The 19137-nt window shown below is 63.4% G+C and carries 23 protein-coding genes; 12 read left to right on the top strand and 11 right to left on the bottom strand.

Annotated elements, in window-relative coordinates:
- Positions 1-13: 13 nt before the first annotated feature.
- The gene (locus tag HU748_RS02700) at positions 14-874 is read right to left on the bottom strand and encodes a PHP domain-containing protein (RefSeq protein ID WP_186666505.1); all 861 of its coding nucleotides are present in this window, start codon (positions 872-874) and stop codon (positions 14-16) included.
- A gap of 67 nt (positions 875-941) precedes the next feature.
- Between HU748_RS02700 and HU748_RS02695 the strand changes: the two genes are divergently transcribed.
- From HU748_RS02695 to HU748_RS02680, 4 genes are all read left to right on the top strand, one after another.
- Complete coding sequence (locus HU748_RS02695) at positions 942-1538, top strand: septation protein A (protein ID WP_186666507.1); 597 nt, start codon at positions 942-944, stop codon at positions 1536-1538.
- A 1-nt stretch (position 1539) separates the two neighbouring features.
- A complete protein-coding gene (locus tag HU748_RS02690; RefSeq protein ID WP_186719087.1) occupies positions 1540-1839 on the top strand; it encodes a YciI family protein in 300 nt (99 codons plus the stop codon).
- 132 nt (positions 1840-1971) lie between these two features.
- Positions 1972-2361: a translation initiation factor 2 gene (locus HU748_RS02685; protein ID WP_186666511.1), complete on the top strand. Its 390-nt coding sequence runs from the start codon at positions 1972-1974 to the stop codon at positions 2359-2361.
- A 7-nt stretch (positions 2362-2368) separates the two neighbouring features.
- Entirely contained in the window at positions 2369-3046 is a 678-nt protein-coding gene (locus tag HU748_RS02680; RefSeq protein ID WP_054891952.1) for a response regulator transcription factor, read from the top strand.
- Between the two features lie 35 nt (positions 3047-3081).
- On the opposite strand, the gene HU748_RS02675 is transcribed toward HU748_RS02680, so the two are convergent.
- Positions 3082-3297 (bottom strand): DUF1127 domain-containing protein, encoded by a 216-nt coding sequence (locus tag HU748_RS02675; protein WP_186666513.1) that lies wholly within the window; start codon positions 3295-3297, stop codon positions 3082-3084.
- Between the two features lie 96 nt (positions 3298-3393).
- On the opposite strand from HU748_RS02675, the gene HU748_RS02670 reads away from it, so the two are divergent.
- Positions 3394-4245, top strand: a complete 852-nt coding sequence (locus tag HU748_RS02670) for a LysR substrate-binding domain-containing protein (protein WP_186666515.1) — start codon at positions 3394-3396, stop codon at positions 4243-4245.
- 6 nt (positions 4246-4251) lie between these two features.
- On the opposite strand, the gene HU748_RS02665 is transcribed toward HU748_RS02670, so the two are convergent.
- On the bottom strand, positions 4252-5001 hold the full coding sequence (locus HU748_RS02665; protein WP_186666678.1) for a sulfite exporter TauE/SafE family protein: 750 nt from the start codon (positions 4999-5001) through the stop codon (positions 4252-4254).
- A gap of 116 nt (positions 5002-5117) precedes the next feature.
- On the opposite strand from HU748_RS02665, the gene HU748_RS02660 reads away from it, so the two are divergent.
- The 3 genes from HU748_RS02660 to HU748_RS02650 all read left to right on the top strand — a co-directional run bounded on the left by HU748_RS02660 (position 5118) and on the right by HU748_RS02650 (position 7140).
- Positions 5118-6071 carry a LysR family transcriptional regulator gene (locus HU748_RS02660; protein WP_054891955.1) on the top strand — a complete coding sequence of 318 codons (954 nt, stop codon included), beginning with the start codon at positions 5118-5120 and terminating at the stop codon, positions 6069-6071.
- 57 nt (positions 6072-6128) lie between these two features.
- Positions 6129-6584, top strand: a complete 456-nt coding sequence (locus HU748_RS02655) for a MarR family transcriptional regulator (RefSeq protein WP_186666519.1) — start codon at positions 6129-6131, stop codon at positions 6582-6584.
- A 127-nt stretch (positions 6585-6711) separates the two neighbouring features.
- Positions 6712-7140 carry an organic hydroperoxide resistance protein gene (locus HU748_RS02650; RefSeq protein ID WP_011532840.1) on the top strand — a complete coding sequence of 143 codons (429 nt, stop codon included), beginning with the start codon at positions 6712-6714 and terminating at the stop codon, positions 7138-7140.
- Positions 7141-7199: 59 nt separating this feature from the next.
- On the opposite strand, the gene efp is transcribed toward HU748_RS02650, so the two are convergent.
- Together efp and earP are read right to left on the bottom strand one after the other, a co-directional pair.
- Positions 7200-7769 (bottom strand): elongation factor P, encoded by a 570-nt coding sequence (efp, locus tag HU748_RS02645; RefSeq protein ID WP_028691737.1) that lies wholly within the window; start codon positions 7767-7769, stop codon positions 7200-7202.
- Between the two features lie 48 nt (positions 7770-7817).
- Entirely contained in the window at positions 7818-8948 is a 1131-nt protein-coding gene (gene earP, locus HU748_RS02640) for an elongation factor P maturation arginine rhamnosyltransferase EarP (protein ID WP_186719086.1), read from the bottom strand.
- Positions 8949-9091: 143 nt separating this feature from the next.
- On the opposite strand from earP, the gene HU748_RS02635 reads away from it, so the two are divergent.
- Positions 9092-9478: a hypothetical protein gene (locus HU748_RS02635; RefSeq protein ID WP_186719084.1), complete on the top strand. Its 387-nt coding sequence runs from the start codon at positions 9092-9094 to the stop codon at positions 9476-9478.
- A gap of 2 nt (positions 9479-9480) precedes the next feature.
- Positions 9481-9963: a GreA/GreB family elongation factor gene (locus tag HU748_RS02630; protein ID WP_186711668.1), complete on the top strand. Its 483-nt coding sequence runs from the start codon at positions 9481-9483 to the stop codon at positions 9961-9963.
- A gap of 9 nt (positions 9964-9972) precedes the next feature.
- Here the strand turns inward: HU748_RS02630 and HU748_RS02625 are convergent, their stop codons facing one another.
- The gene (locus HU748_RS02625) at positions 9973-10905 is read right to left on the bottom strand and encodes a LysR family transcriptional regulator (RefSeq protein ID WP_186711669.1); all 933 of its coding nucleotides are present in this window, start codon (positions 10903-10905) and stop codon (positions 9973-9975) included.
- 121 nt (positions 10906-11026) lie between these two features.
- Between HU748_RS02625 and HU748_RS02620 the strand changes: the two genes are divergently transcribed.
- Positions 11027-11776, top strand: a complete 750-nt coding sequence (locus HU748_RS02620; RefSeq protein WP_186719083.1) for a 3-oxoacyl-ACP reductase family protein — start codon at positions 11027-11029, stop codon at positions 11774-11776.
- A gap of 35 nt (positions 11777-11811) precedes the next feature.
- On the opposite strand, the gene HU748_RS02615 is transcribed toward HU748_RS02620, so the two are convergent.
- The 5 genes from HU748_RS02615 to HU748_RS02595 form a co-directional block, all read right to left on the bottom strand.
- Positions 11812-13158, bottom strand: a complete 1347-nt coding sequence (locus HU748_RS02615; protein ID WP_186719082.1) for a TolC family outer membrane protein — start codon at positions 13156-13158, stop codon at positions 11812-11814.
- A 10-nt stretch (positions 13159-13168) separates the two neighbouring features.
- Positions 13169-14461 (bottom strand): HlyD family type I secretion periplasmic adaptor subunit, encoded by a 1293-nt coding sequence (locus HU748_RS02610; protein WP_186719081.1) that lies wholly within the window; start codon positions 14459-14461, stop codon positions 13169-13171.
- Positions 14458-16179 (bottom strand): type I secretion system permease/ATPase, encoded by a 1722-nt coding sequence (locus HU748_RS02605; protein WP_186666530.1) that lies wholly within the window; start codon positions 16177-16179, stop codon positions 14458-14460. The genes HU748_RS02610 and HU748_RS02605 overlap by 4 nt, the downstream gene beginning before the upstream one ends.
- Positions 16180-16216: 37 nt before the next feature.
- Positions 16217-16594: an AprI/Inh family metalloprotease inhibitor gene (locus HU748_RS02600; RefSeq protein WP_186711674.1), complete on the bottom strand. Its 378-nt coding sequence runs from the start codon at positions 16592-16594 to the stop codon at positions 16217-16219.
- Between the two features lie 61 nt (positions 16595-16655).
- Entirely contained in the window at positions 16656-18113 is a 1458-nt protein-coding gene (locus tag HU748_RS02595; RefSeq protein WP_186711675.1) for a serralysin family metalloprotease, read from the bottom strand.
- A 442-nt stretch (positions 18114-18555) separates the two neighbouring features.
- Here HU748_RS02595 and HU748_RS02590 point away from each other — a divergent pair, with 442 nt between their 5' ends.
- Complete coding sequence (locus HU748_RS02590; protein WP_186666536.1) at positions 18556-18930, top strand: hypothetical protein; 375 nt, start codon at positions 18556-18558, stop codon at positions 18928-18930.
- The last annotated feature ends 207 nt before the right edge of the window (positions 18931-19137 follow it).

Genomic DNA, 19137 nt, shown 5'->3' with positions numbered 1-19137 from the left:
GTAATCGTCCTGTTCATACCGCCATAGGCTGTTCATGGCTGAATCGGCGCCACAGAGGTGGCAGGTCCTCGGGCAATGGCCGGTAGGCACCGATCTCGCCCCAGGTGCCGGGGCCGTGGAAGTCACTGCCAGCGCTTGCCAGCAGGCCGAACTCACGGGTAAGGATGGACATCGTGCCCACTTGCTCGGGCGGCATCATGCCATTGACCACTTCAAGCGCCTGCCCTCCCGCTTGAATATAGTCGGCGATCAGGCGTCTGCGCTTGCTGCGAGTCAGTTCGTAGTGCATGGGATGGGCCAGGCTCACCCAAGCGTTGGACTGGCGAAGGGTCCCGACAGTTTCCTCGAGCGTCGGCCAATGCAGCTTGACGTCGCCCAGCTTGCCGGCACCCAGCCATTTGCGGAACGCCTCACCGCGGTCCTTGACGTGCCCGGCGCGCACCAGGAACTCGGCGAAGTGCGGGCGCGCCGGGGCGTTGCCACTGTCACCCAGCTCCTGCTGTACGGCACGCGCGCCCTCGAGCGCATCCGGCATGCCCTTGCCCGCCAGACGCCTGGCGATATCCTCGGCGCGCAGCCAGCGACCACGGTGCAATTGCTCGATGGCCTCCAGCAGGGGCGGCGCATCGAGGGGGAAGTTGTAACCCAGCACATGGATGGTCGCCCCACCCCAGGTGCATGACAGCTCCACCCCGCTGACCCATTGCATGCCCAGGTCAAGACACGCCTGGCGCGCCTCGGGGAGCCCTTCGAGGGTGTCGTGATCGGTCAGCGCCAGCGTGCGCACCCCGTGCTCGTGGGCGCGGGCGACCAGTGCCGTGGGCGACAGGGCGCCGTCGGAGGCCGTGCTGTGACAGTGCAGATCAACATTCATGGAGGAGCGCTTTCGCCGGAATCGATGTTTGTTATTATGCCGTCACATCCCGCTTCTGGCTGCCACTGTGAAACAATTCATCGATTTCATCCCGCTGCTGCTGTTCTTCATCGTCTACAAGCTGGACCCGCGCCCGGTCGAATTCGCCGGTCAAAGCTTCGAGTTCGGCGGTATCTACAGCGCCACGGCGATGCTCATCCTCAGCTCCGTGGTGGTCTACGGCGCGCTGTTCCTGCGCCATCGCAAGCTCGAAAAAGGCCAGTTGCTGACACTGGTGGCGTGCCTTGTCTTCGGTGGCCTCACCCTGGCCTTCCACAGCGAAACCTTCCTCAAATGGAAGGCGCCGGTGGTCAACTGGTTGTTCGCCCTGGCCTTCGCCGGCAGCCACTTCATCGGCGACCGGGTTCTGATCAAGCGCATCATGGGGCACGCACTGACACTCCCCGAAACGATCTGGAACCGCCTGAACGTCGCCTGGATCCTGTTCTTCCTGGTCTGCGGCGCAGCCAACCTGTTCGTCGCCTTCACGTTCCAGGAGTTCTGGGTCGACTTCAAGGTCTTCGGCAGCCTGGGCATGACCGTGATCTTCCTGGTGGCCCAGGGCGTGTACCTGTCGCGCCATCTGCACGACGCCGACCCTTCCACCTCCAAACCCAAGGATTGACATGCTCTACGCCATCATCGCCAGCGACGTCGCGAGCTCCCTGGAAAAACGCCTGGCTGCCCGCCCTGCGCACATCGAGCGCCTGCAGCAACTCAAGGCCGAAGGTCGAGTGATCCTGGCCGGCCCGCATCCGGCCATCGACAGCAACGACCCGGGCGCTGCCGGTTTCACTGGCAGCCTGATCGTCGCCGAGTTCGACTCCCTTGCCGCCGCACAGGCCTGGGCCGACGCCGACCCGTACATCGCGGCAGGCGTGTACGAGAAGGTGGTGGTCAAACCGTTCAAGCAAGTGCTGCCCTGAGCCCGATCGTTTCTGTTCGCGTGCACGCCGTGAAGACGACTTGCACGCGAACAGGCCCAGGCAATCCACGGATTCATCTATTGCGACCCACTGCCGACAACCTTCTGAATCGAACAAGAATCAGGAGTTCCGATGCGCCAAGGTCCGATGTCCCTGCTGCTTTTCTGGCTGTTGCTGCTCTCTCCCCTCGCTCTCGCCGAACAGCCTCTGTCGCTGGAAGCTGGCGCGCGCATCACCGAGCTGCAGCAGCGCCTGGAAGACAGCGAGAAACAGCGCGCTGCGCTGAGCAAACAGCTGCAAGATGCCGACAGCGCCCGGGAAAGCACCCAACTCGAACGCCTGCGCCAGGACAACCAGCGCCTGCAGGCTGCGGTGGAAAAACTGCAGGCCAGCAGCCCCCTGCACCTGCTTACCGACCAGCAGCAATGGTTCCTGATCGGATCGGTCGTTGCACTGTTGTCGGCAGTCTGCGGTATCTTAGCCAGCGGCGGACACAGAAGACGCCGACAATGGTTGAATTGAGTGAGTCATGAGCGAGCTGTTACTGATTGATGATGACCAGGAGTTGTGCGAGCTGCTCGGCAGCTGGCTGACCCAGGAAGGCTTTGCGGTCCGCGCCTGCCACGACGGCGAGAGCGCGCGACAGGCCCTGGCCGCACACGCCCCGGCGGCGGTGGTGCTGGATGTAATGCTGCCCGATGGCAGCGGTCTGGAACTGCTCAAGCAACTGCGCAGCGACCACGCCGAACTGCCGGTACTGATGCTGTCGGCCCGTGGCGAACCGCTGGACCGCATCCTGGGCCTGGAACTGGGTGCCGACGATTACCTGGCCAAACCCTGCGACCCGCGTGAGCTGACCGCTCGCTTGCGTGCCGTGCTGCGCCGCAGCCACCCGGCGGCGCCCAGCACCCAGATCGAGATCGGCGACCTGGCCTTCAGCCCCGTACGCGGGGTGGTCAGCATCGATCAGCGCGAGATGAGCCTGACACTCTCCGAGAGCCGCATCCTCGAAGCCCTGCTGCGTCAACCCGGCGAGCCATTGGACAAGCAGGAGCTGGCACAGATCGGCCTGGGCCGCAAACTGACGCTCTATGACCGCAGCCTGGACATGCACGTCAGCAACCTGCGCAAGAAGATCGGCCCCCACGCCGATGGCCGCCCCCGCATCGTCGCCCTGCGCAGCCGCGGCTACTACTACAGCCTGTAAACGCCGCGGGGCGGCCCTGCCCCGCAGCGACACCTTCATTTGCGCAATGGATCGTCCCAGAACGGGCGCTCCACCTCCTGCAGGGTATCCGCCCGACTCAACCCCAGATCGTGCAGCGCATCGTCGCTGAGGCTGGCCAATTGCCGCCGCTGGCGGTACAGCTGTTGCCAGCGCAGCAGTCGCTGAAGCGCCTGTGCAAGAAGTTGGCCCAAGGAGAAGGGGGTGTGCGTGACGCCGAAATGACCTTTCATCGTGAAGCCCTCCGTGTGAGTGGCTTCAGTCTCGCGCTGGGCTTAGGATCAATCCAACGAATGTTTCTTATGTCTTGCATCTGGAGAATTGATGCAATGTCCACTTACCAGAGTCTCGACGCCGAGGTCTTGCGCACCTTCGTCGCCATCGCCGAACAAGGCGGCTTCACCCGCGCCGGGGAGGTCGTCAACCGTACCCAGTCGGCAGTGAGCATGCAGATGAAACGCCTGGAGGAAGACATCCTCCAGCGCCAGTTGTTCGAACGCGACGGACGCCAGGTGCGCCTGACCGCCGAGGGCCAGGTGCTGCTGGGTTACGCCCGGCGCATCCTCAAGCTGCACGGTGAGGTGTTCAACACCTTGCGCATGCCGCACATGGTCGGCGTGGTGCGCATCGGCACTCCAGACGACTACGCCATGCGCTTTCTGCCAGCGATTCTTGCCAGCTTCGCCTGCAGCTATCCGCTGATCCAGGTGGAGGTGCATTGCGAGCCATCGAAGCAGTTGATGCAGCGCCAGGACCTGGACCTGACCATCATCACCCGCGAGCCAGGTGCCGAGGTGGGCCAGCTGCTGCGTCAGGAGCGCCTGGTATGGGCAGCCGCCAAGGGCTTCTGCCCCCACGAACAGAGCCCGATGCCCCTGGCGATGTTCAACACCGACTGTTTCTGCCGCACCTGGGCCTGCAACGCCCTGGACCATCAGGGGATCGATTACCGCATCGCCTACACAAGCCCAAGCCTGGCGGCCATCTTTGCCATCGTCGGCGCAGGCCTGGCGGTTACAGCCCAGTTGCAGAGCCTCATCAGCGACCCTCTGTGCATCCTCGGCGAAGACCAGGGCCTGCCGCAGTTACCGGTGGCCAATGTGATGCTGCTGCGCAATGCGCAAAGCCATTCGCCGATCACCGACTGCATGGCCGACTACGTGATCGACGGCTTCAGGTAAACGCGATTACAGCTCCAGGCCCAGCATCACCGCACAGACAATCAGAAACACGCAGAACAGCGTACGCAGCACTTTCTCGGGCAACGCATGGGCCAGCTTCACGCCCCAGCTGATGCTGAGCAGACCGCCCACCGCCAGTGGAATACCGGCATGCCAGTCAACGCTGCCATGAACGCCATAGGTGAGCAGTGTCACCATGGTGCTCGGCGCCGCAAGCGCCAGCGACAGCCCCTGGGCCACCACCTGGGTGGTGCCGAACACGCTGGTCAGGATCGGCGTGGCCACTACCGCGCCGCCAACACCGAACAGCCCGCCCATGCTACCGGCGAAGCAACCCAGCACACCCAGCCAAGGCCAGGGATAACGCAACTGGCTGCTCGGCGGGCTGACCTTCATGAACATGCGTGCCACGTTCCACACCGCCAGCGCCACCAGGAACGCGACGAAACCCAGGCGCATGGAGTGCGCATCGAGCCCGACCGCCCAGATCGACCCCAGCCACGCAAAAATGAAACTGCACAGCGAAAGCGGCACCGCATGGCGCAGTTCGATGCGGTTGCGTTGATGGTAGCGCCACAGCGCCAGCAGCACGTTGGGCACTACCATCACCAACGCCGTGCCTTGGGCCAGTTGCTGGTCGAGACCGAACAGCACTCCCAGCGCAGGAATAGCAATCAACCCGCCGCCGATGCCGAACAGGCCACCCATGGTGCCCAGCGCCGCGCCTAAAACGATGTACATCACCCACTCGATCATCAGTGCCTCATCCGACAGCATTCTCAATCCAGGCATGCTACCCAGTGCAGGCTGGCGGGGAAACGCACAGCAGCGCACAATGGCTTTGCGTTTTACGCAAAAGCATGGGAAGGGTCATGAGTCCAGATATCCTCACCGAACAATTGAGTCTGTTTCTCGACGTGCTGGAAACCGGCAGCTTCTCTGCCGCCGCGCGTCGTCACCCCTTGACGCCTTCGGCAGTCGCACGACGCATCGACAACCTGGAAAACGCCGTGGGCAGCCGCCTGTTCGTGCGCAGCACCCATGCCGTGCGCCCGACCCCAGCGGGCAATGCCTTCGCCGAACGCGCCCGGCGCATCATCGAGGAACTGCGCCTGGCACGCGCTGAAGCGGTATCCCTGAGCAATGCACCGGAAGGCCTGATCCGCATGGATGCCCCGGCAGCCTTCGGACGCCGTCACCTGGCACCCGCGATCGCCGACTTCCTGGTGGCCTACCCCGGGCTCGATGTGCAACTGCGCCTGATCGACAGTTTCGTCGACATGCACGGCAGCCACCTGGGTGAGGTCGACCTGGTGCTGCGCGCAGGCACTCTGGCCGACACACGACTGGTCGCCACACCGCTGGCCTACATGGTGCGCATCGCCTGCGCCAGCCCGGCCTACCTGGCCGCGCGAGGGGTGCCTACCTGCCCCAGCGAGCTGCCGCAGCACGACGGCCTGGACTGGGATGGCCTGGCACCACCGTTCGCCTGGCGCTTCGCCGTCGATGGCCAGGTGCGCCTGTACCGCCCGGCACGCCTGCGTATGACCGCCAACAACGCCGAAACCCTGCTGTTCGGCGCCCTCGCCGGCCTCGGCATCGCCCATCTGCCCACCTGGCTGGTCAGCGAATACCTGCTGCGCGGTGAACTGCTGCCGCTGTTCTGCGAAAACGGCCTGCCCGAACCGGAAACCACCGGTATCTATGCACTCCGGCTCGAACATGAAACGAACTCTCGCAGCCGCTTGCTGCTCGAATTCCTCAAGAGCCGCTTCAGCCCGGTCCCTCCCTGGGACCTGGCGCTACGCAGTGGACTGCGTGGTTGATGAGCGCGCTAACGATCTGCGTGCTAGATTCTTAACTGAACTCATTCAAGGACTTGCATGAACGCCGACACCAAAGCCCCCTGCGACGAGCTGCTGCTGGACAACCAGGTGTGCTTCGCCCTGCACTCCACCTCGTTGCTGATGACCAAGGTCTACAAACCCTTGTTGCAGGCCCTGGGCCTCACCTACCCGCAATACCTGGCCATGCTCGTGCTGTGGGAGCAGGACGGCCTGACCGTAGGCGAAATCAGCCAGCGCCTGTTGACCGACCCCGGTTCGCTCACCCCGCTGCTCAAGCGCCTGGAAAGCGAAGGCCTGCTCAAGCGCACCCGCAGCCGCGACGATGAGCGCGTGGTGCTGGTGCAACTGACCGACAAGGGCCGTGATTTGCGCGATGAGGCCAGCAAGGTGCCGCACTGCATCCTGGAAGCCTCCGGGCGCACGGTGGAACGCTTGCAGAAGCTGCAGGCCGAACTGCTCGACCTGCGCGACAGCCTGCAAAAAAGCCTCTGAGGACTATGCTGTGAAAGCCTGTCGGACGAATGGTCGAAAATTTATCTTGCGCACTAAATAATTGCGCGCTAACTTAAACCCACACCCACCCAGCGCCAAGGCGCACAGCACACAAGCGAGGCTCAAGATGCAAAAGGTCACTCCCCTGTACATCGCAGAAGCAACCTCCACTGGTGGTCGCGACGGCAAATCCCGCTCCAGCGACGGCAAGCTCGAAGTCAAGCTGAGCACCCCTAAAGAACTGGGCGGTGCTGGCGGTGAAGGCACCAACCCCGAGCAGATGTTCGCTGCCGGCTACTCGGCCTGCTTCATCGGCGCGCTGAAGTTCGTCGCCGGCCAGGAAAAGAAAGCCCTGCCTGCCGACGCCTCGATCACCGCCAAGGTCGGTATCGGCCAGATCCCCGGTGGTTTCGGCCTGGACATCGACCTGCACATCAACCTGCCGGGCCTGGCCCAGGCAGATGCCGAAGGCCTGGTGGAGAAGGCGCACAAAGTCTGCCCATACTCCAACGCCACCCGCGGCAACGTCGATGTGCGCCTGCACGTGACGGTCTGAGTAAACGCCAGACACAAAAAACCCGGCCAAGGCCGGGTTTTTTGTGGGTCGCAAGAAGATTACTTCTTGGAACGGCCCTTGAAGCTGTTGTCGCGAGTGTCGATGTCGATCCACTCGTCGATCTGGATGAAGTCAGCTACCGAAATCTCGGTACCGTTCTTCAGCTTGGCAGGCTTCATGACCTTGCCCGAGGTATCGCCGCGAGCAGCGTTCTCGGTGTAGACAACCTGACGGCTGATGGTGGTCGGCAGTTCAACCGATACCAGGCGGCCTTCGAAGAAGACGGCTTCACAGACATCTTCCATGCCTTCTTCGATGTACGGCAGAACGGCGTCGATGTCTTCGGCGTTCAGCTCGTACATGGTGTAGTCGGTGGTGTCCATGAAGGTGTACGAGTCACCGCTGATGAACGACAGGGTCGCTTCTTTGCGATCCAGGATCACGTCGTCCAGCTTGTCGTCCGCACCGTAGACGGTTTCGGTCTTGTAGCCGGTCAGCAGGTTCTTCAGCTTGGTCTTCATGATCGCGCTGTTACGGCCCGACTTGGTGAATTCCGCTTTCTGGACCAGCCACGGGTCGTTGTCGATCCGCAGTACGGTACCGGGTTTCAGCTCTTTACCAGTTTTCATTACGAAGTATCCGAATCTGGATGGATTTATAAAAATCGAGGCCGCATATCATATCCAATTTCGGTAAAACTGTACCAGCGCTGTGGCAAGGTCCGGCCGAGTGGCCTGTTCCAGACACCATTGCCGGGCGTGCGTCTGCAGTTGCGGCCAGTGTTTGAGCACCCCGCGCCAGGCCTCGCCCATGTCACGATCCATGTTCCAGGCACGCCACAACGCCACCAGCGCATCTGCGGCATCGTCCGACAGCCCCTGTCGATAGATCTTGAGAAAAGCCTCGAGCTTTTCCCAGTGAGCATTCTCCTCTTGCACGTAGATGTGCCACAGCAGAGGGCGCCCGGCCCATTGTGCACGCACGAAGGAATCCTCGCCGCGCACGGCATTGAAGTCGCAGCACCAGAGGATACGGTCGTAGTCGTCCTGGCTGACGAATGGCAGCACCTGCAAGGTCAGCGCCCCGCGCTGGCGCACCTCGCCCACGGCCAGTCGTTCACCCAGCCACGCATGCAGGTCGGACAGGATTCGACCTTCGGGGACCACCAGGTGGGTGGGCTGATCGTCTGCCGCCAGGGCTTCCAGCCAATGGCCCAACTGTGCGTTCTCGTAGGCGAACAACGACATCAGTCGCGCCTCGGGCGCAGGTTTCACGCCGAGGCCGGCAAGGAATGCCTTGCGCGCGGCAGCATCCTCCTCGAACGCAGCACGCTTGCCCAGCAGTTCGCCTTCACGCAGCAAGCCGCCGGTATTGGCGGTGAAGCCTGGGAAGAAAAACACTTTGCGCAGGCCATTGGGTTGTGGCGACGGCAGCCCATGACAACCCTCGACCCAGTCTTCGGCGCTCAGGTATTCGAGGTTCAGCCACAACGCCGGTGTAGGGCGACCGGCCAGGGCTTCGACATAGGCCGCCGGTAGTCGGCAACCGAAGGCACCGATCACCACCTCGGCGGTTTCGCATGCGGGCCAATCGACCGGCCAATGGCATACCTCGACGCCTTGCTGATATTGCCGCTCGGCCTGTGGATCAGCCTCCGGGCAGAGGCGTGCGAACGCCTGCAGGTCGTCCACCCAAAGCCGCACGGTCAACGCATGCTCATCGGCGAGCTGGCGCGCCAGGCGCCAGGTGACGCCAATATCGCCGTAGTTGTCGACGACCGTGCAGAAAATGTCCCAGGTGGCTTTCACGACCACTCCCCTCGCAGCGCAGAAAACCATGGATTGTGCGGATAAACCGGCACCGACAAAAGCGCTACCCGCACCCGGCAATAAAACAAATCGCACAGCCATGCGACAATGGCCCCTTGATCGACCCCTGCCAGGAGGCCACGATGCCCCGTCGCCGCGAACTGAAGATCACCCTGAACCCTTTGCAGTTGATTGTCTGCGTGGCCATCGGCCTGTGGCTCGGCGCCGTGGCCATCGCCCTGAGCCTGTGGCTGGCCTGGCAGTTGTGGCCGGAGCAGGTCGCACCACTGGCCCAGGCAGTGGCCCCGGCACGCACCGCCCCCGCCCCGGTTGCCCCGCCGCAACCGGCCGACGCGCAGCAGGCGATGTTCGAGCGCTACAAGGAAATCCTGAATACACAGCAGGCCCAACAGGCCATCGAGGCCAACCCGCGCAACCTGAACAACCCCAAATGCCAGTTCTGGCTACAGCAGAACCGCAATGCACCGACCGACAAGAGCCAGGCCAACGTGCTGGAGTTCTGCCGCTGACCATGGACAAGCCAACCCTGCTCGCACGCATCATCGACACCCTCGTGCACGACATGGAGGTGCTGCGACGCGCCGCCCAGACCGCCTACGAAACCGCCACTGCCGAAGAGAACATCGCCGAGAACAAGTACGACACCCTGGGGCTCGAAGCTTCCTACCTCGCCACCGGCCAGGCGCGCCGTACCGCGGAAATCCGCCAAGCGCTGCTGAGCTACCAGCAGTTGCTGCTGCGCGACTACGATCCGGCGCGGGGGATCCAGCTCAGCAACCGGGTAACGCTTGAAGACGAGCAAGGTCGCCAGCAGTTGCTGTTTCTCGGTCCCGAGGGCGCCGGACTGAAAATCGGCGAAGGCCCTGGACTGGTGACCGTGATCACCCCGCGCTCGCCGCTTGGCAAGCAGTTGATCGGCAAGAAACTCGATGACGAAGTAAGCCTGATGCTCGCCGGGGTGGCGCAGGTGCAGTTCGTAGTCGAAGTCGACTGACGGCAGGATTCAGACGCCTGCCATCGCATCGAACTGCTTCGCCAACCCCTGCGCCTCGAAACACGCCACCAGATAGTCGATGAACGCGCGGGTCTTGCCCGGCAGCAGCTTGCGCTCGGCGTAGTAGACGCTGACGCTGCCATCGTCCACATACCAGTCCGGCAACACCCTGCACAGCCGTTTGCTGGCGAAGTACGGCACGGCGAACGGCATGCTCACCAAGGCAATCCCCAACCCTTGCTCCGCCGCAGCACAGGCGGCATCCGAGTCGCTCATGGTCATCGCCTGGCGCAGTTGCAGCGGGCGCTGCTCCTGGCTGCGGCTGGTCAGGGGCCAGGAACGCACTCGCCCGGTCTGCGGCGACCGGATCAGGATGCCGTCGTGCTGGGGTAGTTGTTCCGGCATCTGGATCGGCGCGTGCCGCTGCAGGTACTCAGGCGCCGCTACCAAGACCCGGTGTGCAGGCGCCAGCTTGCGCGCAACGACACCCGGCGGCAGGTCGAAGCCGCCGCCGATAGCGGCATCGAACCCTTGGCCGATGAGATCGACCTGGCGGTTGTCGAAATGCCAGTCCGCGGTGATTGCCGGGTATCGGCGCAGGAACTCCCCCAGCAACGGCAGCACGTACAAACGCCCGAACACGATGCCCATGCTGACCCGCAGCACCCCGGCCGGTTGGCCTTCGCTGCTGGCCAGGTTGGCGACGGCGTACTGGATGCTGCGAAAACTCTCGCTCACTTCACCGAGAAAGCGTTGCCCGGCCTCGGTCAGGGTCAACTTGCGCGTACTGCGCTGGAACAGGCGCACACCCAGGCGGGACTCCAACTGGGCGACGTTCTTGCCCACCGCCGCAGGCGTGATCGACAAGCGCCGGGCGGCCTCGGCGAAGCTGCCGACCTCGGCACTGGTGATGAAGCACTCGAGGCTGCTGAAGGATTCCATGGGCGATTCCCAACCAGAAGTTCACTCTGACGATAGCGATTGCCATCTTATCAGCAGGTAATACCCAGCCGATACTGGGCTCATCCAAGGCACACCGCCTTGCTCGCTTCAGGAGAGCAGCATGTCCCACGTATCGAACCTCGAAGGCAAAGTCGCCCTGGTCCAGGGCGGTTCCCGCGGCATCGGCGCCGCCATCGTCCGGCGCCTGGCCCGCGAAGGCGCGCAAGTCGCCTTCACTTATGTCAGCTCAGTTGCCCCCGCGCAGGCCCTGGCTGATGCCATCAACGCCGAGGGGGGCCGCGCCCTGGCCTTGCGCGCCGACAGTGCTGATGCCAGTGCGGTGCAGCAAGCGGTGGAAGATACCGTCAAAGCCTTCGGCCGCCTCGACATCCTGGTCAACAACGCCGGTGTACTGGCCGTGGCGCCAGTGACCGAATTCGACCTCGAAGACTTCGACCGCATGCTGGCGATCAATGTGCGCAGCGTGTTCGTGGCGAGCCAGGCTGCGGCCCGGCACATGGGCCAGGGCGGCCGGATCATCAACATCGGCAGCACCAACGCCGAACGCATGCCGTTCGCAGGCGGCGCGCCCTATGCCATGAGCAAGTCGGCGCTGGTCGGCCTGACCCGCGGCATGGCCCGCGACCTCGGGCCCCAGGGCATCACCGTCAACAATGTGCAGCCTGGCCCGGTGGACACCGATATGAATCCGGCCAACGGCGAGTTCGCCGACAGCCTGATCCCGCTGATGGCGATCGGACGCTACGGGCATGCCGATGAAATCGCCAGCTTCGTCGCCTATCTGGCCGGCCCGGAAGCTGGCTACATCACCGGTGCCAGCCTGCTGGCAGATGGCGGGTTCGCCGCCTGAGGCCATGGCGACAGGGAGCGGCCCAATGGCCGCCCCTATCCGCCGGCCGCCACGAAGGCTTCGTCCACCCGCGCCAACTGCGCTTCGCTCAAGGTTCCCGCCTGGTAATGCAGCTTGATCCAGGCCAGCAGGTAGTCGTAGCGCGCCCGCGCCAAGTCACGCCGGGTGGTCGCCAGTTGCTGTTCGGCATTGAGCACATCCAGATTGACCCGCTCGCCCCCTTGCACACTCTTGCGCGTCGACACCACCAGAGCCTCGGCCGCCTGCAGCGCCCTTTCGTAGGCGCGCAGGCGACTGGCACCGGACTCGCAGGCGCTGTACTGCTTGCGCAGCTCGATCAAGGTGCGGCGGGTATTACCGTCGAGCTCGTACTCGGCCTGCTCCAGATGCCGGCTGGCCTGGCGCGTCGAGGCGCTGACGCCACCACCGGCAAACAGCGGCACGCTGATTTCGATACCGACGGTGTTGGTGTCGTAGCGCTGGTTGTAGGTGTTACCACTGTCCGACTCCTGGCGCCGCGAAGTCGCGAAGGCGCTGACCTTGGGCAGGTGCCCGGCACGATTGCGCTCGACCTCGTAACGCGCCACTTCCAGCGCATGGCGCTGCGAGCCGAGCTGCGGGTTGCTGGCCAGGGCCAGCGATTGCCAGGCCTCGTAACCGCTGGGCATCACCTGCGGCAAGGCAAAGCCGCTGCGCAGGGGGGCGAGCATGTCGATCTGCACCGCCGGTTCGCCAATCAACGCGCCGAGTTCACGCAGGGCGGCATCCTCGTCGTTACGTGCCTGGATTTCCTCGGCATCGGCCAGTTCGAAACGCGCCTGGGCCTCGAGAATGTCAGTGCGCGTCCCCTCGCCGGCCTGGAACAGGCGCTGGTTCTGCTGGAATTGCTGGCGGTAGGCCTGCTTGCTGGCCACGCTGATAGCGATCTGGTCTCGGGCGTACAGGGCCTGGGTATAGCTGGTCATCACTCGCACCAGCAACTGCTGGCTCTGGTCGCGAAAGCTTTCGTCGGCGAACAGCGCCTGGGCCACCCCTTTGCGATAGGCCGCATAGGCTTCGTAGTCGAACAACGGTTGCTGGAGGATGAAGGTCGAGCCATAGCTGTCATAGCGCCTGTCTTCGCTGGAGCGACGCGAATCACCGAGGTAGCTGGCCTTCGAATCGTTACGGCCCTTGTTGTAGCTGTAGGAAAGGTTGGGCAGCAAGCCTGCGCGGCCGATGGTCCGGTACTCCTGGCCCGCCTCACGGGCCTTGAAGGCTGCAAGGTAGGTCGGATCGCGGCGCAGCGCCTGCTCGTAGACCTGGAACGGCCCCATGCTGGCCTGGGCCAGTGTCGGCAGCAGCACGAAGGCCAGCAGCAGCCTGGTTGCAGATGTGTTCATCAGCGCGTCCTTATTGTTCGGTCAAGGCGCTGCCTGCACGGTCGAGCAGGGGCTTGAACAGGTAGTTGAGCAGCGAGCGCTCGCCAGTGCGCACGAACAGTTCGGCTGGCATGCCCGGGCGGATCGCCAAGCCCTGCAAACGCGCCAGCGCCTCTTCGCTGACGGTGCTGCGCAGCACGTAGTACGGCTGGCCACTGCGCTCGTCGAGCAACTGGTCGGCCGACACCAGCGCCACTTCGCCGGTGACCCGTGGCGTGCTGTTCTGGTTGAAGGCTGTGAACAGGATATCGACCGGCAACTGCGGCGCGACCTTGTCCACCAGGTTCACCGGCAGGCGCCCTTCCACCTCCAGCGCCGTACCTTGCGGCACGATCTCCAGCAACGTGTCGCCTGCCCGCACCACTGCACCTTCGGTGTGTACCCCCAGGTTGACGGCGATGCCGTCGGCTGGCGCGAGGATCTCGCTGTGACGCAACTCGAAGCGCGCCGAGTTGAGCTGCTGCTCCAGCGTCGCGGCCTTGACCTGGGCCTCGGCCAGTTGGGTGCGCACCTCTTTCTGGTATTCCTCACGGCGCTGCTGCAGGTTGAGCCGAGCCTCGACGATGCCCTGTTCCAGGCGCGCGCTGTCGCCCGCGTTCTGCGCCAGGTCACGTTGCACCTGGGACAACTGACGCTGGTATTCGAGCACCCGATTGCGCGGGATGTAGCCCTCGCCAGCCAGCGGGCGCAGGTTGTCCAACTGCTCGCGCAGGGAGTCGGCCTGGGCCTGCAGGTCGCCCCGTGCACGGCGCATGCCGGCCAGTTGGGCCTGGGAGCCTTCGATGCTGGCCGACACCGCGCCCTGTTCACGGGCCAGGGCCTGGCGACGGCTGTCGAACAACTGGCGCTGACCTTCAAGAACCAGGCCGAGTTGCGCGTCGGACTCATCCATCAGCTCAGCAGGAAACTGCACCTGCCCCGCGTTGTCACGCTCACCGCGCCAACGCGCCAGGCTGGCCAGGGCCAGGCGGTACTGGGCCTGCAGCGCCTCGACATCTGCCTGTACCTGGGTACGGTCGAGACGGAACAGCGGCTCACCCTGACGCACCGTCTGCCCTTCGCGGACCAGAATCCGGCTGACCACCCCGGCAGCCATGGACTGCACTGCCTTGCGCTTGCCCGACACCACCACGGTGCCCTGCACCGCCACGCCCTGATCCAGCGGCGCAAGGCTGGCCCAGGCCATGAACCCGCCAAACCCCAGCAGGGTCAGTAGCCAACCAAGGCGGACATAAAAACGCGCATCGCTTGTCGTGCGGCTCATGCGCCACCTCCGGCTTGCAGCGGCCGCTGCGTGGTGCCCTGGCCCAGCGCCTGGAGAATATCCCGCGCAGGGCCAAACGCCTGCACACGCCCGTCGTTCATCACCAGCAGCTTGTCGGCCTGGGCCAGAGCCGCACTGCGATGGGTCACCAGCACCACAGTGCGCCCCAGCGCCTTCAACTGAACGATGGCATTGGCCAGCGCCGCCTCGCCAAGGCTGTCGAGGTTGGAGTTGGGTTCGTCGAGCACGATCAGGCACGGGTTGCCATAGAGCGCACGCGCCAGGGCAATGCGTTGTTTCTGGCCTCCGGAGAGGTCGCCGCCGCCCTCGCCAAGGCGTGTGTCGTAACCCTGCGGCAAGCGCAGGATCAACTCATGCACACCCGCCAGGCGCGCCGCTTCCACCACTTTGTGGCCATCAAGTTCGCCGAAGCGGGCGATATTTTCGGCGATGCTGCCGCGCAGCAGCTCGATGCCTTGCGGCAGATAGCCGATATGCGGACCAAGCGCATCGCGGTCCCACTGGCAAAGCTCGGCGCCATCCAGGCGCACCTGGCCCGCCAGTGGTTGCCAGACGCCAACCAGCAGCCTGGCCAGGGTCGACTTGCCAGAGCCCGAAGCCCCCAGCACCCCCAGCACCTCACCGGGTGCCAGGGCAAAACTGACCTGCTGCACGGTAGCCACCCTGCGCCCCGGTGGCCCGCCGCTGACCTGCTCGATGGACAACTGGCCGCCAGGCGCCGGTAGCGGCATTGGTAGCGCCGGTTCAGGGTGCTCCTGCAGCAGGGTTTCCAGACGCTTGTAGGCCAACTGGGCACCGCTCCACTGCTTCCACACCGCGATGAGCTGGTCGATTGGCGCCAGCACCCGGCCCATGAGAATGGAGCCGGCAATCATCATGCCCGGCGTCATCTGGCCCTCGATCACCAGCAACGCCCCAAGGCCCAGCACCAGCGACTGCAAACACAAGCGCAGGGACTTGCTGGTGGCCGTGATCACTGCCGACGTGTCGCTGGCACGGTTCTGCAACTCGAGAAAGCGTCCGTGCAAGGCAAACCAGCGCTGACGCAGCGCACCGAGCATGCCCATGGCCTGGATGCTCTCGGCGTTGAGCAGTTGGCTGCCGGCCAGGCTACTCGACTGCTGCTGCAGGCTGCTTGCCTCGGCCAACGGGCGCTGGGTCAGGCGTTCATTGAGCACAGCCAGCAGCACCAACAGCAAGGCTCCGGCACTGGCGAGCACACCCAACCAGACGTTGAACAGGAAGATCACCGCCAGATACACCGGAAACCACGGTGCATCGAAGAAGGCGAACAACGCGGGGCCGGTGACGAACTGACGCACTTGGGTCATGTCGTTCAAAGCCTGGCCAGCGGCGCCATCACCTTGGCGCAAGTGACGCTCGAACGCGGCGCGATAAATCCGCAGGTTGAAGCGCTGCTCCAATCGATGGCCGACTCGAATCACAATGAAACTGCGCACCGCCTCCAGTACGCCCATATAGACGAAGAAACCCACCACCATCAGGGTCAACATCCACAAGGTGGTTTCATTCTGCGAAGTCAGTACACGGTCGTACACTTGCAGCATATATATCGATGGCACGAGCATGAGAATATTGATCAACGCAGTAAAACAACCGACGCTGATCAACGTCGATTTGAATTCGCCAAGTGCCGCCCACAAAAGTGCGCCGGGCCTGTTGCTCGGAAGTTTCATGTTTCGCCCTTATGGCCGTTATAACCTGGCCGGGTAATTAGTTATCCACACGCTCCAGCACCACTGCACTGCCGGCAGCAGACGTCCAGGTATAGCGACCGGCGCCCTGGCGGCTGAAATGCACCACCGTGCTGCCGTCGCTGCCCACCAGGGCCAGGGTGTCGGGGGTCACCAGCCAACTGCCCGGGCGCACGCCGAGCAAGGTTTCGGCGCAGGCCAGGTCGCCGTCCAGCGCGCCCTCGCTGGCGGCCAGGTTCAGGCTGCAGGCGCTGGCCTGCTGCGGTTGCGCATAAAGCTGCCAGCGCCCGGCCAGTTGCGCGGCGTTGGGGAGTAGCAGGCTGCTCGCCATACCTACCTCGGTCATCGACATCAGGGAAATCGCGGCCAGCGCGATCATTCGTTTGATTGCTCGCATCCACCCACCTCACGTGGCTGGGAGCGACCCATGCAATACAGCGTGAGCCGCTCCCGGCCCATCAGACCACGATATCCGTGGCGACGGCCTGACCCACCGTGGTCACCAGGAAGTCAGCCAGGCTGTTTCCGGTGAAATCGATGGACAGACTGCCCAGGTTGGTCGCCTGGTCATAGCTCAGGACCGCCTCGCCGGCATGTCCGGTGAAGGCGCTGACGAACTCCAACGGCAGCTTGCCCTGGGAAAACGCCGAGATCGCAGACAGATCGATCTTGTCCTGACCACTGACGAAATCCATGATCCGATCCGGCGCACTGACCGTGGAGTCGCTGATGGCGCCATAGACGAAGGTATCCGCACCGCTTCCCCCCCAGAGGGTGTCAGCCCCGCCACCGCCGTAGATGATGTCGTTGCCGGCACCGCCCTTGAGCACGTTGGCCACCGCGTTGCCAATCAGCAGGTCGTTGCCCGAACCGCCGATGGCGTTCTCCACCGTCACGCCCTTGGCGATCGAGACGTTGCCGATCATGCCGCCAACATCGGAGAACGAAGCCTCGTTGAGGTTGATCTTCTGGTTCTGAGTGAACCCGGAGAAATCCAGGGTGTCGTTGCCACCACCATCCCACACGCTGAACACCACCTTCGACGACGCCGAGGTAGCCGAGTAGAAATCGCGGTCGGCGGTGGAGTTGAAGCCATACACGGTATCGCCCGAGCGGGTGGCGTAGTTGGCGCCGTAGAGCTTCTGGATGGCGGCGATGTCGTCCATCAGCGGGGCCGAGGCATAGTACTGCCCGCCGCCCTTGACGAAGTTCTGCGCCGTGTTGCTCTCGCTCCAGTAGCTCATGACACTGTAGCCACGGGTGTCCTGCGCATACGAAGCGTCACGATAGCTCGGATTGCCTTCGCCGGCGTTGTAGTCGCCGGGATGGGACAGCCCGAGTACGTGACCGATCTCGTGGGTCAGGGTCTGGCGGCCGTAGTTGCCGGTGTCCGGGTTGATGTTCACCTGATAGCCGCTATTGATCAGGTACCAGGACTCACCCTTGTGCGAACCCCGGCCATCGAACGGCAGGTAGGCAAATGCCGCCCCGCCATTGCTGGCGCTGAAGTTGCCGAAGGTCATGTGCCCGTCGCCGCCCGAAGCGGCTTCGGTAAAGGTCACCTTGGCCACATCGCCCCAGGACTCCATGGCCAGCTTGGCCTGGGCCTTCTGCTGGTTGTTGAACTGGCTGAAGCTGCCCAGGCCACGGCTGACGAAGTCCGCCGGTGCCTTGGTCAGGAAGGTGTAGGTGAGGCTGATGGTGCCGTCCTTGTTCAGGTCCTTCCAGGACGCCCCGTCGCGCAACAGCTGGGTGGCTGCCTGGTCGACGGTGAACGAAGGTTTGCCATTGATGTTCGCGCCACCGCGATCGTACTGGTGGGCGAAGTTGTTGATCAGCCCGAAGGCCGAACTCGGCCCGTTCGGCTGCAACACCGAGGCGGCGGAAACAACAGCATTTGCTTTGACTTTCGACATGCAGACACTTCCTTGTTTGCGGAATAGTTGATGTTCGACAGGAACGCTCAAACTTTCGGCGAGAGCATCCTGTCACTCGCCCTTGTGAGGCGCAAAAAAACTGACACATCCTGAAACTTTCTGTCCAGTGTTTTTTGACGTCATTTTTTCTGCGTGAATCATCATCTGCTGTATCGCTGTTATTTGCGCAAACTGTTATCGATCAATTGCATTAGTGAATACCCCCAATCCAGATAATGACTGATCGGTTTAATATTCAGGACGGGGAAGTTTTATTATGAAAAGGCGACGGAGTGCTGGTGTTTCAATGAGGCCATTCGTTATTGGCGCGGATGTCGCGACAACCGGTCGCATGACCCTCCGTCGCCTGCTCGTTGACTTGCCGAGGGGTGCGGCGCTCAGTAGGTGCTGGTCACAGCCCTTCCACTGACAGGACGACACAATGACAAGACTCACGGTGCAATCCGGCGACTTCTTGCAAGGTGAAGGCGAGTATCGCAACGGATCGCTCACACTCAAGACCCCACGCAGCCAGGCCGGTGAGCGCATCTCACTGGCCCGTATCAAGGACCTCAGGCTTGCCAGCCTGGAATCGAACCGCAATCTGGGCGCCACCCTCGGCTGGGGTGTGGCCGGTGCCTTGGTGGCCGGACCGGTCGGCCTGCTCGCCGGCTTGTGGCTGGGCGGCAAAGAGGAAGAAGCCACCTTTCTTGCCACGTTCAAGGATGGCCGCAAGCTGCTGGCCATTACCGATGGCAAGACCTGGTCGAAGATCGACGACACCTGGCGCCAGCGGCAAAAACCAAGTCAGCAATAAAGCAAGCTGATTCGAGTTCGTCTGAATGATCGAGGTGTTCTTTTCGCGGGCAAGCCCGCTCCCACAGGTATCACACTGCTCTGAGTTCGTGGGAGCGGGCTTGCCCGCGAAAAGAACACCGCACAGCCCCTGACACCCCTGCTACCATTGCGCCCCCTTTGCCAACCGCCTCACCGACAATAGCCGGAGCATACCGGCGCGTCCGTT

It is taken from the genome of Pseudomonas sp. RW3S2, from assembly GCF_014268955.1.
GTDB classification, from domain to species: Bacteria; Pseudomonadota; Gammaproteobacteria; order Pseudomonadales; family Pseudomonadaceae; genus Aquipseudomonas; species Aquipseudomonas wayambapalatensis.
Note: the sequence above shows the minus strand (reverse complement) of the source record. Positions and strands in the feature narration are given on the sequence as shown.

Coding starts and splice junctions, on each gene's coding strand:
- HU748_RS02700 (WP_186666505.1), bottom strand. CDS start 874: ATGAATGTTGATCTGCACTGTCACAGCACGGCCTCCGACGGCGCCCTG.
- HU748_RS02690 (WP_186719087.1), top strand. CDS start 1,540: ATGCTCTACGCCATCATCGCCAGCGACGTCGCGAGCTCCCTGGAAAAA.
- HU748_RS02685 (WP_186666511.1), top strand. CDS start 1,972: ATGCGCCAAGGTCCGATGTCCCTGCTGCTTTTCTGGCTGTTGCTGCTC.
- HU748_RS02680 (WP_054891952.1), top strand. CDS start 2,369: ATGAGCGAGCTGTTACTGATTGATGATGACCAGGAGTTGTGCGAGCTG.
- HU748_RS02675 (WP_186666513.1), bottom strand. CDS start 3,297: ATGAAAGGTCATTTCGGCGTCACGCACACCCCCTTCTCCTTGGGCCAA.
- HU748_RS02670 (WP_186666515.1), top strand. CDS start 3,394: ATGTCCACTTACCAGAGTCTCGACGCCGAGGTCTTGCGCACCTTCGTC.
- HU748_RS02665 (WP_186666678.1), bottom strand. CDS start 5,001: ATGATCGAGTGGGTGATGTACATCGTTTTAGGCGCGGCGCTGGGCACC.
- HU748_RS02660 (WP_054891955.1), top strand. CDS start 5,118: ATGAGTCCAGATATCCTCACCGAACAATTGAGTCTGTTTCTCGACGTG.
- HU748_RS02655 (WP_186666519.1), top strand. CDS start 6,129: ATGAACGCCGACACCAAAGCCCCCTGCGACGAGCTGCTGCTGGACAAC.
- HU748_RS02650 (WP_011532840.1), top strand. CDS start 6,712: ATGCAAAAGGTCACTCCCCTGTACATCGCAGAAGCAACCTCCACTGGT.
- efp (WP_028691737.1), bottom strand. CDS start 7,769: ATGAAAACTGGTAAAGAGCTGAAACCCGGTACCGTACTGCGGATCGAC.
- HU748_RS02635 (WP_186719084.1), top strand. CDS start 9,092: ATGCCCCGTCGCCGCGAACTGAAGATCACCCTGAACCCTTTGCAGTTG.
- HU748_RS02630 (WP_186711668.1), top strand. CDS start 9,481: ATGGACAAGCCAACCCTGCTCGCACGCATCATCGACACCCTCGTGCAC.
- HU748_RS02625 (WP_186711669.1), bottom strand. CDS start 10,905: ATGGAATCCTTCAGCAGCCTCGAGTGCTTCATCACCAGTGCCGAGGTC.
- HU748_RS02620 (WP_186719083.1), top strand. CDS start 11,027: ATGTCCCACGTATCGAACCTCGAAGGCAAAGTCGCCCTGGTCCAGGGC.
- HU748_RS02615 (WP_186719082.1), bottom strand. CDS start 13,158: ATGAACACATCTGCAACCAGGCTGCTGCTGGCCTTCGTGCTGCTGCCG.
- HU748_RS02610 (WP_186719081.1), bottom strand. CDS start 14,461: ATGAGCCGCACGACAAGCGATGCGCGTTTTTATGTCCGCCTTGGTTGG.
- HU748_RS02605 (WP_186666530.1), bottom strand. CDS start 16,179: ATGAAACTTCCGAGCAACAGGCCCGGCGCACTTTTGTGGGCGGCACTT.
- HU748_RS02600 (WP_186711674.1), bottom strand. CDS start 16,594: ATGCGAGCAATCAAACGAATGATCGCGCTGGCCGCGATTTCCCTGATG.
- HU748_RS02595 (WP_186711675.1), bottom strand. CDS start 18,113: ATGTCGAAAGTCAAAGCAAATGCTGTTGTTTCCGCCGCCTCGGTGTTG.
- HU748_RS02590 (WP_186666536.1), top strand. CDS start 18,556: ATGACAAGACTCACGGTGCAATCCGGCGACTTCTTGCAAGGTGAAGGC.